A 13,800-nucleotide genomic window follows, 5' to 3' on the forward strand; every position below is an offset into this window, starting at 1 on the left:
GAAGATCCCTGTGGGAGTGAGCCTGCTCGCGATAGCGGTCTTTCAGTCAAAAATATTCAGCTGACAGACCGCTATCGCGAGCAGGCTCACTCCTACATTGGATGTGTGTTTGGCTCTGGGGCCTATTTCACCTGCGGCCGATCAAACCACTCCAGCGCCGTGCGCCAGATGCAGATCCCCAGAAAGTACGCCGACATCAGCAACCACAAGCCCATCACCAACGGGTTGATCACCGGGTGGTTGAGCACCAGCGACAAACTGCACAGCAGCCAGATCGCCGTCACCGCAATGTTGATCGGCATGAACCGCCGTACACGGAATGGATGGAGGAACTTCATCCGCGTCACGGTCAGCAACGCCAGGCCGATCACCGTCAGAAAAGTGATCCACGGTCCGGGCCCGATGATGTACAGACACAGCGCGACCACATTCCACGCCGCCGGAAACCCGACAAAGTAGTTGTCCTTGCTCTTCATGTTGACGTTGCAGAAGCAGAACAGCGACGACACCAGAATCAGCGACACGGTCAGCAGCAGGGTGTAGTCGGGCAACGGAATGTAGCGATAGATGAACAGCGCCGGGATGAACACGTATGTCAGGTAATCGATCACCAGATCAAGGATCGAGCCGTCGAAGCTCGGCAGCACCGATTGCACGTTGACCTTGCGCGCCAGTGCGCCGTCGAGGCCGTCGACAATCAGCGCCACGCCCAGCCACATCAGGCAGTGGGTCGGCTGGTTTTCCAACAGGGCGAGGGTGGCCAGAAAAGCGGTGACCACGCCAGTCGCGGTAAAGCCATGGGCGCCCCATGCTTTGAGCCTGGCGATGTGTACGGTCGATATCACGGGGGCGTTCTCCAGAAAGTGATGCAAGCCGGGTATCACCCTCGGTTAGAAGGGCGCCGGCAAACCGGGTTGGGGTTGCAGCTATCGACCGGTCTGGCCGGGATAAGGTTCAGCATCCTTGAATCTTAGCTGGCCGGTGCAAAAATACGCAGGCGAAATCCGCCAAGGTTTTGCGTGTCAGCCAAACGGTGCTGGCGCTCTGGCTTCAGGGGGCTATCGTTGCCAGACGGTCACTGCCCTTGCCTGAGGATGACGTCATGAACACCAGCGATTTGCTTGAACAACTGCTGCGAGGCCAAGCCTCGGCGGGACAACAATCTTCAGCCTCCGCCGGTGCTGGTTTGGGTGGCCTCGGTGGCTTGCTGGGTGGTCTGCTCGGTGGCGCGGATTCAACCGGTACACGCGGCGGTGCGCCGGCGGGCGGGTTGGGTGGATTAGGCGGTTTGCTCGGTGGTTTACTCGGCGGCGGTGCCGGTGGTGGCCTGGGCGGCGCGTTGGGTGGGGCGCTGGGTGGCGGTGGCGGTACGCAAAGTCGTTCCGGCGGCAGCAATTATGCGGCGCTGGCCTCGCTGGGAATGATGGCGTTCCAGGCGTATCAGGCCTGGCAACGCAGCCAGGCCAGTTCGGCCCCGCAACAAACGCCGCAAACGGCTAACCTCCTGGCCGGCCCGGAGATTGAAGAGCACGGCCACGCGGTTCTGCGCGCGTTGATCGCCGCGGCCAAGGCTGACGGGCGTATCGATGAATCCGAGAAACACCTGATCAGCAGCGAAATCGGCAAACACACCGACGATCCGCAGTTGCAGCAATGGCTCGATGCCGAAGTCGCCAAGCCGCTGGACCCTGATGACGTGGCGCAGGCGGCCAATGGGGATCCGGCCGTCGCCGCCGAAATGTACCTGGCCAGCGTGATGCTGGTGGATGACCAGCAGGACGCCGAGCGCAGTTATCTGGATGAGCTGGCAGCAGCATTGCAGATCGACCCGGATTTGCAGGTGCATCTGGAGCAGCAAGCCAAGGGCCAGGCCTGAAAGCAACATCAAAAGATCGCAGCCTTCGGCAGCTCCTACCGGGTGTACATCATTCCATGTAGGAGCTGCCGAAGGCTGCGATCTTTTGATCTTCAAAGCCAAATTGCATCCCATAACGGGTAGTCCCCCACACGCCGAGCCAATCCGGCGCGTATCGGGTTCATAACGATATATCGGGCCGCCGCTTTAAGATCTTCATCGCGACGCAACGCTCGGTCGTAGTAGCCGCGTTGCCATAACCGTCCCTGACTGCCGCGCTTGAGATTGATCGAGCGACAACTGCGCGATTTGACGCGGCACATGAGCGCTGCCAATGAACCTTGTTTCAATTCGATCAGCCAATGCAGATGATCCGGCATCACCACCCACGCCAGCGACTGAACCATTCCCTCGTCACTGGCTGCACGCATTTGCTCTACCAGCAGTCTTCCCAAACGCCAATCCGAAAACACTGACTGACGTTCGTGAACGGCGGCGGTGAGCAGATAAATACGTCCAGCCTCGCTATAGCGTCCCTTGCGTAATCCACACGCCTTTGCAGCAACAGGCATTCCTTTGCCCTCCCAAAAACATCGTCCCTGAACGTTAGCCATCCCTCACCGTTACGCGAACTCAACCCATTGCACGATGTAACCTGTAGGAGCTGCCGAAGGCTGCGATCTTTTGATCTTGTTTTTAAAATCAAAATCAAAAGATCGTCCGATCGCGGCCCGAGCCTTCGGCAGCTCCTACACGGTGTTTCAGTGCATTTGACGGCCGTCCGTCCGGGCAATTTTCACGTCGATTGAATTTTTCGCAGGCGCTGCCTCTCTGCTGCTGTAGAGGCGTGTGGAACAGCGTCCTGCCAACCGACCGAGAATTTTGCCATGACTGTCCTGACACATCTGCAAGCTGCGCCTGCCCAACCGCATCTTATGAATGCCACCGGGAACATCCGACAGGTCTATGACGCGTTGTTGCGCGATGACAACTCCCAAGACCTTGCACAGGCTTTTTTACAGGAACAACTGCAACACGCCGCGCAACTCAACGACTCCCTGCCCGAAGATCCCACGACCTGGCACGCCTGGGTGGCCGGGCATTGCGCCGATGTCGCCCGGCAATACGCCGACTATCTGCAACAGCGCAAGGCCGGCGGGCCACGGCAATTTTTCCGTGGCAAGGCGCAGGCGCTGTATTTCCTGCAAGCGGTGGCACCGACCAAACTGGTCGACGGCGCCTGGCTGTCTGGCCTGCTGCCGCGCTGGCAGGATCCGCGTTTCCAAGGCCTGCTACGCACCTTTCTGGAAGAACTGGGCGAGGGCAATCCGGCGCAGAACCACGTGGTGATCTACCGCAAACTGCTCGCCGAGCACGACTTGCAGGACAGCAGCGCGATCGACGATGAACGCTACCTGCAAGGCGCGATACAACTGGCGCTCGGTGTCTGTGGCGCGGATTACTTGCCCGAGGTGATCGGCTACAACCTCGGTTATGAACAACTGCCGTTGCACCTGTTGATCAGCAGCTACGAACTCAGCGAACTGGGCATCGATCCGTACTATTTCACCCTGCATGTGACCATCGACAATGCCAGCACCGGCCATGCGCAGAAAGCCGTGCAGGCGGCGCTCGATCTGCTGCCGCTTGAGGCCGATCGCGGCGAATTTCTGCGTCGGGTGGCGCTGGGTTATCGGCTCAACGACTTGGGGCAGGGCAGTCGTGCGATCATTGAAGGTTTCGACCTTGAGCGGGAGTTGCTGGCGATGCTCGAGCGCAAATGTCCGTTCGCCCAGCACATGCATTCCGATTACTGCCGCTTCGAAGGGCAGACCGTCAATCAGTGGCTGGCTGCTCCGGAGCAATTACCCGGATTCCTGCAGGCATTGCAGAACAAAGGCTGGATCAAACGCCACGAAGACCCGCAGGCCAGTCGCTTTTGGCAGCTGATCGCGGGCGATGGTGCGGCGATGTTTGGCGTGTTCAATGCCTACGAGAAACAACTGGTGCACGACTGGATTGCTGGTGACTGGACCTCTTCGGTAAAAACCAAACCCGCTCGACGGCACAGTCAGACCGCAGCGGCCATCGAAGGGCTTGAACAGGATCCCGACGTACAGGCGCTCAACGCCGCGCTGCAAGGTAAGGATGCAATCGCGCAGATGGCGATTCTGATCCCCTGGCTTGCTCCGGCCCGCCACGCACATCCGGCCGGACTGCTCGCTACCCGCCGTTTTATCGAACTCAAATCCCGCTTGCCTTAAGGACGTCACCGATGAATCAGGAAGAACAACTCTGCCCCAACGATCTTGTGCTGCTGCAACTGGGCCGGCGTTTGTTGGCAGACGGCTATCGGTTCACCACGCCGACGCCGTTGACCCATCAACGGGTCAACCAGCGTGACGAGGGCCAGATGGCCGACTCGTTGCGCGACGTTTTTGGCTGGTCGCGTCCATTCGCGCCGGGGTTGTTGTCCGCCGATGAACAGCGGCAACTGCAGGACGCGCAGGTCATTGATAATTACGAAGGCCACCTGAAGAGTCGCGTGCGCTGGTCGAGTCTGGATGATTTGCTGTTCGTGCATTCGGCGTTCCCTACCGACGCGGCCGACGCGGTATTTTTCGGCCCGGACACCTATCGTTTCGCCCAATTGATTCATGCCCACTTGCAACAGAACTTCGCGCCCATCCATCGCGCGGTGGACATTGGTTGTGGGGCGGGCGTCGGGGCGATTCTGATCGGCCGTGCCCGTCGTGAGGCGCAAGTGCTGGCGCTGGACATCAACCCCGCAGCGCTGCGCCTGACTTCGATCAACGCCGCACTGGCAGAAGTCGCCAACGTCGAGGTGCATGCCAGTGATCTGTTGCAGGGGGCCGACGGCGAGTTCGATCTGATCGTCGCCAACCCGCCGTACATGGCCGATCCGGCTGAGCGTGCTTATCGTCACGGGGGCGGGACGCTGGGGGCAGGGCTGTCGCTGCGCATCGTCGAGCAGGCGCTGAACAGGCTGGCGCCGGGCGGCTCGCTACTGCTCTACACCGGTGTGGCGATGGTCGATGGTCGCGATCCGTTTCTCGACACCGTGCTACCGCGACTCGATGAAAAGCGCTTCGGTTGGACGTACCGCGAACTCGATCCGGATGTCTTCGGCGAAGAACTGCTGAATCCCGGCTATCAACGGGTCGACCGCATCGCCGTCGTGGCGTTGACCGTGACCCGAATGGGCTGAAGCAAGGCAGGTGCGCGATGAACAGAAATCTCGACGACTACAACCGCATGCGCGACTTCTCGGCGACGTCGGAACCGGCGGCCGTCAAGCGTTCGGGGCGCAAATCCGCCACGGATCATGCCTTGCAGTTCTGCATCCAGAAGCACGATGCGTCGCACCTGCATTACGACTTTCGCCTGGAACTCGATGGTGCGTTGAAGAGTTGGGCGGTGCCGAAGGGGCCGTCACTCGACCCCAAGGTCAAGCGGCTGGCGGTGCATGTCGAGGATCATCCGCTGGATTACGCAACGTTCGAGGGCAGCATTCCCGAAGGGCATTACGGCGCCGGAGATGTGATTGTCTGGGATCGTGGCGTGTGGATTCCGCTGGAAGATCCGCACAAGGCCTACGAAAAGGGCAAGCTCAAGTTCGAGTTGCAAGGCGAAAAGCTCGGCGGCATCTGGAACCTGGTGCGCACGCACATGCCGGGCAAGAAGGAACAATGGTTTCTGATCAAGCATCAGGACGATGCCGCGCGGCCGCAGGATGATTACGACGTGCTGCTGGCCGAGCCGGACAGTGTGCTGAGCGAACGCACGATCGTCGACAAACCCAAACTGGCCGCCGAGCAAAGCAAACCGCTGAAGAAACCTGCGGCGAAAACCCGCAAGCCCGCGAGCGGCAAGCTCACCGGAGCGCACAAGGCCAGACTGCCGACGCAGCTCAAGCCGGAACTGGCCACCCTGGTCGACAGCGCGCCCGAAGGGCAGTGGAGTTACGAGATCAAATTCGACGGCTATCGGATCATGGCGCGCATTGATCATGATCAGGTGCAGTTGTTTACCCGCAATGGTCATGACTGGACGCACAAGTTGCCGCAACAGGCCGCAGCCCTGGCCTCGCTCGGTCTTGAATCAGCGTGGCTGGACGGTGAAATGGTCGTCGCCAACGAACACGGCGTGCCGGACTTTCAGGCCCTGCAAAATGCTTTCGAGGCCGGGCGCAGCGGTAACATTCTCTACTACTTGTTCGACCTGCCGTATCTCAACGGCGTCGACCTGCGTGAAGTACCGGTCGAGGAACGTCGCGCCGCACTGGCCACGGTGCTTGGCAGCCATGAGCAACCGTTGTTGCGCTTCTCCGAAGCCTTTGACGAAACGCCGGACGCGCTGCTCAACAGCGCCTGCCAGATGCAGATGGAAGGCCTGATCGGCAAACGTCTCGGCTCGCCGTATGTGTCGCGGCGCAGCAGCGACTGGATCAAGCTCAAGTGCAAGCATCGTCAGGAGTTCGTGATCGTTGGTTACACCGATCCGAAAGGTTCGCGCAGTGCGTTCGGCGCCCTGTTGCTGGGGCTGCATGATCGTGACAGTGGCGAGTTGCGTTACGCCGGCAAGGTCGGCACTGGCTTCAGCGAGTCAACGTTGAAAAGCATCCTCGCCCAACTCAAACCCTTGCAGGTGAAGAAAGCCGCTGTGGTCAATCCGCCCAGCGGTTTCGAGGTCAAAGGCGTGCACTGGCTCAAGCCAAAGCTGCTGGCGGAGGTTGCGTTTGCCGAAATGACCAAGGACGGCTCGGTGCGTCACGCGGTGTTCCATGGTTTGCGCGATGACAAACCGGCCAAGGGCATCACTGAGGAGCGAGCGAAACCGGTGAAGACTGCAGAGAAGAAAACCGCCGCGAAAAAAACCACGGAAAAAGCCCCGGCGAGCAAAGCCGACACCGCGCCGTCGCAACTCGGACTGGCCACCGGCAAGGTGCGCATCACCCACCCGGATCGTGTGATCGACGCGGTCAGTGGCACCACCAAAATGCAACTGGCCGAGTATTACGCCAGCGTCGCCGAATGGATCCTGCCGCAACTCAAGGATCGCCCGGTGGCACTGGTGCGCGCGCCGGACGGCATCGCTGGTGAATTGTTTTTCCAGAAGAACGCCGAACGCTTGGCAATACCCGGCATCACCACGCTGGACAAAGATCTCACCGGGCAACCGGTGATGCTGATCAACAACGCCGAGGCGCTGATCGGCGCCGTGCAGATGAGCACCGTCGAACTGCACACCTGGAACGCCACCACTGTCGATCTGGACAAGCCTGATCGCTTCGTCCTCGACCTTGACCCGGATCCGGCGCTGCCGTGGAAAAGCATGGTCGAAGCGACGGCACTGACGCTGACTGTGCTTGATGAACTGGGATTGAAAGCGTTCCTGAAAACCAGTGGCGGCAAGGGCATTCATCTGGTGGTGCCATTGACCCGCAAACTCGGCTGGGATGAGGTCAAGGACTTCAGCCATGCCATCGTCAGCCATATGGCCAAGCTGTTGCCGGATCGCTTTTCGGCGGTGTCCGGGCCAAAGAATCGTGTCGGGCGGATCTTCATCGATTACCTGCGCAACGGTCTGGGCGCCACCACCATCTGCGCTTACGCCGCGCGCACCCGCGAAGGTCTGCCGGTGTCGGTGCCGCTGTTTCGCGAGGAAGTTGCCGAGATCAAGGGCGGTAATCAATGGAACGTGCGCAACGTTCATGAGCGTCTGGCGGAGGTCGGCGACGCGCCATGGGCCGAGATGAAGAAAACCCGGCAGAGCATCACCGCCGAGATGCGCAAGCGGGTCGGGCTGAAAAAGTGATCAGGTGTCGCGCAGCAAGTCGTGGGCGTTGAGCAGTTCGAAGGCGATTTCGGGATGGTTTTCCAAGCCGCGACGAATGGCGGCGGGGATGGCCGCGCGCGTCTTGCGGCACAGGCCAGGCAACTCTTCGATCTGAATGGCAATGCCGCGCATGGTGCGCACTTCGTTGAAACCGGGGGCGACTTCGACGCGCAATCCCAGTTGTTCATACATGCGTTGTTTCAGGTGTTCGAGATCGGCGAGGTCTTTGAGTTTTTCCAGCCGCGCCAGCAGGATTTTCTCTTCTTCGCGGGTCAGGCGCAGGATGCGCAAATCCGCGCCGGGTTTCTCCAGCAACGGATCGCGCCCGCAAATGCAGGCGCCGGGCGGGCAGGGTGAGCGCAGAGGCGCAGAAGTCGTCATGGCCTCCATCATAGAGGCCGTCGGACAGTTTTGCCTATGCGCCTTCAGCGGCCGTCCATCGGCTGCTTCATCCGTGACGGCTACTGATTCAGGCCTTCGTAATGCACCAGAATCGCGTTGGCGAGATCTTCATCACTGGCGTTCAGGCCAGGATTGTCTTGGCGAACCTGTTGCAGCACCGACTCAAGATAAACCCCACGAATGGCCCCGCCACTGGCGACAAATGCAGACAAGTCGTCACGGGCCGGAATCACCATTTTGTGATCCTTGAAGGTCGAGTACAGCGACGCGGAGACACCGGCCGACGTGGCGACATCTCCGGCATCGACTTTGGCCAGAGCGGAACCAACGGGCAGGCATAGGAGTAAAGAAGAAACGAGCACTAACTTGCGCATGACGGTGTTCCTCCACAAGCGCGAAGCAAAAAGGGAAGGACTACATAATGTGAGAGGGGCGCGGCGAGCGGGAGTTCCGTGGGGCTGGAAAGTCTGCGTTATTGCAAAACAGACGCGGGCAACGCGATTACGGGTTGCCCGGCCTTTAGACTGCGACGGCTCAGATCACCCCGCAGGCCATGCGATCACCGCCACCGCCCAGCGGTTTGGGCATGTCGGCGTGGTTGTCGCCACCGGCATGGATCATCAGCGCATGGCCCTTGATCTCGGAGATCTTTTTCAGGCGCGGCGCCAATACCGGGTAGTTGGCGATACCGTCCGCCGTCACGTAAACCGCCGGCAAGTCGCCCAGATGGCCGTCGGCGTAGGGGCCGAGGTGCTTGCCGGTTTTCTGCGGATCGAAATGCCCGCCAGCGGCGAGTGCGGCGCCTTTCACGCCATCCTTCATACCGGCTTCGCAACTGCCGTTTTCATGGACGTGAAAACCATGGATGCCGGCCGGCAGGGATTTCAGATCCGGGGTAAACAGCAGGCCATACGCGGTTTCACTGATGGTGACCGAGCCGATCGCTTGCGGTGCACCGTCGGCGCTGACCAGATTGATGGCGACTTTTTCCGTCGCCGCCTGTGCGCTGCCGATGGCCAAAGTGCCAAGCAAACCCAACCACAATGCGCGTTTCATAGCGTTTCCTTTTGCTGCATGAGAATTCGGAACGACGGACTCAATAGCCTGTCGGCATTAACCGGCGATGAAGGCGTTGGCCGTGCGCGTTGAAAATTGAGACTTGTCGCGCAATCCGAAAGTTTTGCGGCATTTGGCCCTCATGCCGACACCTGCTGACACGCTCTGGCACGGCAGACCTGCGCAAATAGGCTTAACTGAAGGTCTGACAGGCGTTTGCGGGCGTGGCCAAGGAGGAAAAACCGGTGTCGATCAAACTGCGTTTAGTGTTGCTGATTGTGACAAGTCTGCTGACGGCCTTGATCGTGAGTCTGGTCAGTTACGTCGGCAACCAGCGGATGGCTTCGGCGGTCAGCGACAACGCGGTCAGCATGAGCGCGCTGCGCAACCACATGGAAGCCGACATGATGCACGACGCCCTGCGCGCCGATGTCTACTCGGCAATGCTTGTGGGACTGAGCAAAAGCACCAGCACGGCGGCCGAGGTGCGCGATTCGATCAACGAACATGCGGGGCATTTTCGTGAGGTGCTCGAGGAGAACCTCAAGCTGCCGATCAACCCGACATTGCGTACCGCACTGGAGCAGATCAGACCGAGCCTCGACACCTACATCAACACCGGCGAGCGGATTGTCAGGCTGGCACTCGACAGTCCCGATGCCGCTCAACAGGAACTGGGCACGTTCAACACGGCGTTCAGTCAGCTCGAAGAGCAGATGGCCGCGCTCAGCGAATTGATTGAAACCAATACACGGCAGACCAGCGCAGGCACCGAAGCGGCGATCCGCAATGCCAACGTCGCGCTTGGCGTGGTGTTGCTCGCCAGTCTTGTGCTGCTGTTGATTCAGGGGCGCTGGGTGATTCTGAGCATCATGGGACCGTTGAAGACCGCCAGTCGCATCGCCGAAAGCATCGCCCATGGCAATCTCGGCGAGCCGATCGCCGAGCCGTCCGGCAAGGATGAGGCCAGTGTCCTGATCCGCACATTGGCGACCATGCAGCGCGACTTGCGCAACATGATTGACGTGGTGCGGCGCAATGCTCATGGCGTCAGTGGCATGAGCGAACAACTCAGCCAGGGCTGCCATCAGGTCGCCGACAGCAGCCAGCAACAAAGCGTCGCCGCCGGCACCATGGCCGCCGCCGCGAGCCAGATGACCGCGAGCATCGAGGAAATCACCCGCCATGCCGAACGTGCCCTGAGCATGGCCAATCAAGCCGAAACGCTGGCGAAAGAGGGGGGTGGTGTGATTCATCAAGTGGTCAGCGACATGGACGATATCGCGCGCTCGGCGCAACAGTCGGCACAGGTGATCCGCACGCTGGATCAGGAATCCGAAGCCATTTTCAACATCATTCAGGTGATCAAGAGCATTGCCGACCAGACCAACCTGCTGGCGCTCAATGCCGCGATTGAAGCGGCCCGCGCCGGCGAGCAGGGCCGGGGCTTTGCCGTGGTGGCTGACGAAGTGCGCAGTCTGGCGGCACGCACCAGTGCCTCAACCCAGGAAATCGCCGCGATGGTCGCGCGCATTCAGCACAGTACCCGCGAGGCGGTCAGCAGCATGGAGGCGGGGGTAGCGCAGGTCGACAAGGGCATGGCGGTGACGGCGGACGTCGAGCGCGCTATTCGCGAAATCCTTGAGGCGACGTTGAGCACGACACAACTGGTCAACGACATCACCCGCACGATTGGCGAGCAGAGTCAGGCCAGTAACGAGATTGCCCATCAGGTGGAAATGATTGCCGGGATGTCCGAGGGCAACAGCCGGGTGATCGGGCAAACGGCGAATACTACCGATGAGCTGTCGAGCCTGGCGGGGCAGTTGGCGCAATCGGTGGATCGGTTTCGGTTGTAACCAGGAAGATTTGTACTGCCTGGGCTGCCGTCTTCGCGAGCAGGCTCGCTCCCACCTTTGGAATGCGTTCCCTTGTGGGAGCTAGCCTGCTCGCGAAGACGGCAGCCCAGTCAACATCTATTCAGAGTCGGTTAACCCCGATCAGAACTTGAACGCCTGCCGCCCCACCAGCAACCACTTGCCGTCCTGCTTCTGCCAGATCTGAAAGTTCTCGATCTCGGTCGGTATCACTTCAGTGCCCTTCAACGCCTGCGCGGAAAAGTGGTGGCGCACCAGCGCGGTATCGCCGGACAGGGTGATGGTCTGGTTCTGCATTTCCAGGGTCTTGAACGCGCTTTTGCCGGTTTCGATATCGGCGATGAATTCTTTCTTGTCCTGAATCTTGCCGCTGGAGTGGCCGTAGGTCAGGTTGGGCGCGGTGAGGGCGTTCAGTTCGGCGATGTCCTTGTGCAGCATCGCCTGGGTCAGATGATCGACCGCTTGGGCGACATCTTTTTCTGCCGGGGCCGAGGCGGCCATGGCGTAACCGTTTAAGGCACAGAGAAAACCGATCAGTAGTCGAGTCTTGGTCATTGCGGTTGTTTCCTTGTTGTTATGGGGTTGACGACTTATTTGTCAGTCGTCGTACAACTTAGCAGATAATTTCTGAGTAAGGCACTGCGCAAAAGCACTCAATCGCTGGGCAACTACACTTGAATGCTGGAGGGTTTGAGTCGCTGCACTGATCGGAGGGTCATGTTCAGCGTCTGGCGGCCGATAAGTCCCTGAGCGGAAAAAGACTCTCAAGTCGGGAACAGACGCGCGGGTTTGCCCTGACGTGATATTCTTCGCGCCAACTTGGTTTGACCTTATTCAGTTTGCTTGCCTCTGGGCGGGCCGACGGAATCCCTGTCGCTCAAGTAGCTGAGCCAATAATGATAAGAAGTCAGTTCAGAAGGGACATTAACTGAGGTCGATGCAGCATGTCGGCCTTGTGTGCCCACCCGTCAAAATTGAAGTGTGCCGGAATCTGCGACGCTAGCCTGAGCGTCATCAAAGCGGATCGCATGCAGATAACAGCGGCGGGCGGAAGGCGTTTTATCATAGGTGCAACAGATGTTTAAAAAAGTGAACACAGCCCTGCTGGGTCTGGCTTTGGCGATGGGGATGACATCCGCCAATGCTGACGAAGCAAAGAAAGTCGACGTTCTGCTGATCGGCGGCGGCATCATGAGCACCACCCTTGGTGTGTGGATCAATGAGCTGGAGCCAAGCTGGTCGATGGAAATGGTCGAGCGCCTCGACGGCGTCGCCCTGGAAAGCTCCAACGGCTGGAACAACGCCGGTACCGGTCACTCGGCGCTCGCCGAGCTGAACTACACCCCGGAAGACGACAAAGGCAACGTGACGATCCCGAAAGCCGTCGAGATCAACGAAGCGTTCCAGGTCTCCCGTCAGTTCTGGGCCTGGCAGGTTCAGCAAGGCGTTCTGAAGAACCCTCGCTCGTTCATCAACACCACTCCGCACATGAGCTTCGTGTGGGGCGATGACAACATCAAGTTCCTGAAAAAGCGTTACGAAGCCCTGCAAGCGAGCCCGCTGTTCGCCGGCATGCAGTACTCCGAAGACCCGGCTGTGATCAAGAAGTGGGTCCCGCTGATGATGGAAGGGCGTGACCCGAACCAGAAAATCGCGGCCACCTGGAGCCCGCTGGGTACCGACATGAACTTCGGCGAAATCACCCGCCAGTTCGCTGCCCACCTGCAGACCAAGCCTAACTTCGATCTGAAACTGTCGAGCGAAGTGCAGGACATCACCAAGAATGCCGATGGCACTTGGCGCGTCAGCTACAAAAACCTGAAAGACGGCACTAAAACCGAAACCGACGCCAAGTTCGTGTTCATCGGCGCTGGCGGCGGCGCACTGCACCTGCTGCAGAAGTCGGGCATTCCTGAAGCCAAGGAATACGCTGGCTTCCCGGTAGGCGGCTCGTTCCTGGTGACCGATAACCCGGCCATCGCTGAACAGCACCTGGCCAAGGCCTACGGTAAAGCGTCGGTTGGCGCGCCACCGATGTCCGTTCCGCACCTGGACACCCGTGTTCTGGACGGCAAGCGCGTCATCCTGTTTGGCCCATTCGCGACCTTCAGCACCAAGTTCCTGAAAGAAGGCTCGTACCTGGACCTGCTGACCAGCACCACCACCCACAACATCTGGCCTATGACCAAGGTCGGCATCAAGGAATACCCGCTGGTCGAGTACCTTGCTGGCCAACTGATGCTGTCGGATGAAGACCGTCTGAACGCGCTGAAGGAATACTTCCCGAACGCCAAAGCCGAAGACTGGCGCCTGTGGCAAGCCGGCCAACGCGTGCAAATCATCAAGCGTGATGAAGCCGCTGGCGGCGTGCTGAAACTGGGCACCGAAATCGTTGCTGCACAAGACGGCTCCATCGCCGGCCTGCTGGGCGCATCGCCAGGCGCGTCGACCGCTGCACCGATCATGCTGAGCGTGCTGCAGAAAGTCTTCAAAGACAAAGTCGCAACGCCAGAGTGGCAAACCAAGCTGCACCAGATCGTTCCAAGCTACGGTACTCAGCTGAACAGCGATCCAGCCAAAGTGGCTGCAGAGTGGGCTTACACCGCCAAAATCCTCGAACTGCCGACGCCTCCAGTGATCGGTCAGGTGGCTGCTCCGGCCGCACCTGCAGCTGAAAAAGCTGAAGCTCCGAAGGAAAACGCTGCACGTGACATGGCGCTGTAACTAGCCGCCAGTTGCACAAAGCCCACT

General features: G+C 59.7%; 12 protein-coding genes. 6 read left to right on the forward strand and 6 right to left on the reverse strand.

Translation table 11 applies throughout. The annotated features are described in order from the left end of the window. Positions 1–122: 122 nt before the first annotated feature. On the reverse strand, positions 123–845 hold the full coding sequence (pcsA, locus tag PspS49_RS11500; RefSeq protein ID WP_007919592.1) for a phosphatidylcholine synthase: 723 nt from the start codon (positions 843–845) through the stop codon (positions 123–125). Positions 846–1,102: 257 nt separating this feature from the next. Here pcsA and PspS49_RS11505 point away from each other — a divergent pair, with 257 nt between their 5' ends. Then, a complete protein-coding gene (locus tag PspS49_RS11505; protein WP_160039346.1) occupies positions 1,103–1,876 on the forward strand; it encodes a tellurite resistance TerB family protein in 774 nt (257 codons plus the stop codon). Between the two features lie 92 nt (positions 1,877–1,968). Here the strand turns inward: PspS49_RS11505 and PspS49_RS11510 are convergent, their stop codons facing one another. Beyond that, positions 1,969–2,427, reverse strand: coding sequence for a transposase (locus PspS49_RS11510; RefSeq protein WP_160039347.1), 459 nt, complete (start codon positions 2,425–2,427; stop codon positions 1,969–1,971). A gap of 315 nt (positions 2,428–2,742) precedes the next feature. On the opposite strand from PspS49_RS11510, the gene PspS49_RS11515 reads away from it, so the two are divergent. From PspS49_RS11515 to ligD, 3 genes are read left to right on the forward strand one after another with little or no spacing between them, the layout of a single operon-like run. Beyond that, positions 2,743–4,119, forward strand: coding sequence for an iron-containing redox enzyme family protein (locus tag PspS49_RS11515; protein WP_160039348.1), 1,377 nt, complete (start codon positions 2,743–2,745; stop codon positions 4,117–4,119). Between the two features lie 11 nt (positions 4,120–4,130). Then, positions 4,131–5,084, forward strand: a complete 954-nt coding sequence (locus PspS49_RS11520; protein WP_160039349.1) for a class I SAM-dependent methyltransferase — start codon at positions 4,131–4,133, stop codon at positions 5,082–5,084. Positions 5,085–5,101: 17 nt separating this feature from the next. Further along, positions 5,102–7,693, forward strand: coding sequence for a DNA ligase D (gene ligD / locus PspS49_RS11525; protein ID WP_160039350.1), 2,592 nt, complete (start codon positions 5,102–5,104; stop codon positions 7,691–7,693). Here the strand turns inward: ligD and PspS49_RS11530 are convergent, their stop codons facing one another. The 3 genes from PspS49_RS11530 to sodC form a co-directional block, all read right to left on the reverse strand. Next, positions 7,694–8,095, reverse strand: a complete 402-nt coding sequence (locus PspS49_RS11530) for a hypothetical protein (protein WP_174245054.1) — start codon at positions 8,093–8,095, stop codon at positions 7,694–7,696. A gap of 80 nt (positions 8,096–8,175) precedes the next feature. Next, entirely contained in the window at positions 8,176–8,490 is a 315-nt protein-coding gene (locus PspS49_RS11535) for a DUF2388 domain-containing protein (protein WP_008082402.1), read from the reverse strand. A 160-nt stretch (positions 8,491–8,650) separates the two neighbouring features. Then, entirely contained in the window at positions 8,651–9,172 is a 522-nt protein-coding gene (sodC, locus tag PspS49_RS11540; RefSeq protein WP_127926729.1) for a superoxide dismutase family protein, read from the reverse strand. A gap of 245 nt (positions 9,173–9,417) precedes the next feature. On the opposite strand from sodC, the gene PspS49_RS11545 reads away from it, so the two are divergent. Continuing rightward, positions 9,418–11,031 (forward strand): methyl-accepting chemotaxis protein, encoded by a 1,614-nt coding sequence (locus PspS49_RS11545; protein ID WP_160042496.1) that lies wholly within the window; start codon positions 9,418–9,420, stop codon positions 11,029–11,031. 141 nt (positions 11,032–11,172) lie between these two features. Here PspS49_RS11545 and PspS49_RS11550 read toward each other — a convergent pair whose 3' ends face one another. Beyond that, the gene (locus PspS49_RS11550) at positions 11,173–11,604 is read right to left on the reverse strand and encodes a nuclear transport factor 2 family protein (RefSeq protein ID WP_160039351.1); all 432 of its coding nucleotides are present in this window, start codon (positions 11,602–11,604) and stop codon (positions 11,173–11,175) included. Between the two features lie 522 nt (positions 11,605–12,126). Here PspS49_RS11550 and mqo point away from each other — a divergent pair. Continuing rightward, positions 12,127–13,773: a malate dehydrogenase (quinone) gene (gene mqo / locus PspS49_RS11555; protein WP_127926730.1), complete on the forward strand. Its 1,647-nt coding sequence runs from the start codon at positions 12,127–12,129 to the stop codon at positions 13,771–13,773. Positions 13,774–13,800: the final 27 nt, after the last annotated feature.

The sequence above is a fragment of the Pseudomonas sp. S49 genome (genome assembly GCF_009866785.1).
In the GTDB taxonomy this organism is placed as follows: Bacteria; Pseudomonadota; Gammaproteobacteria; order Pseudomonadales; family Pseudomonadaceae; genus Aquipseudomonas.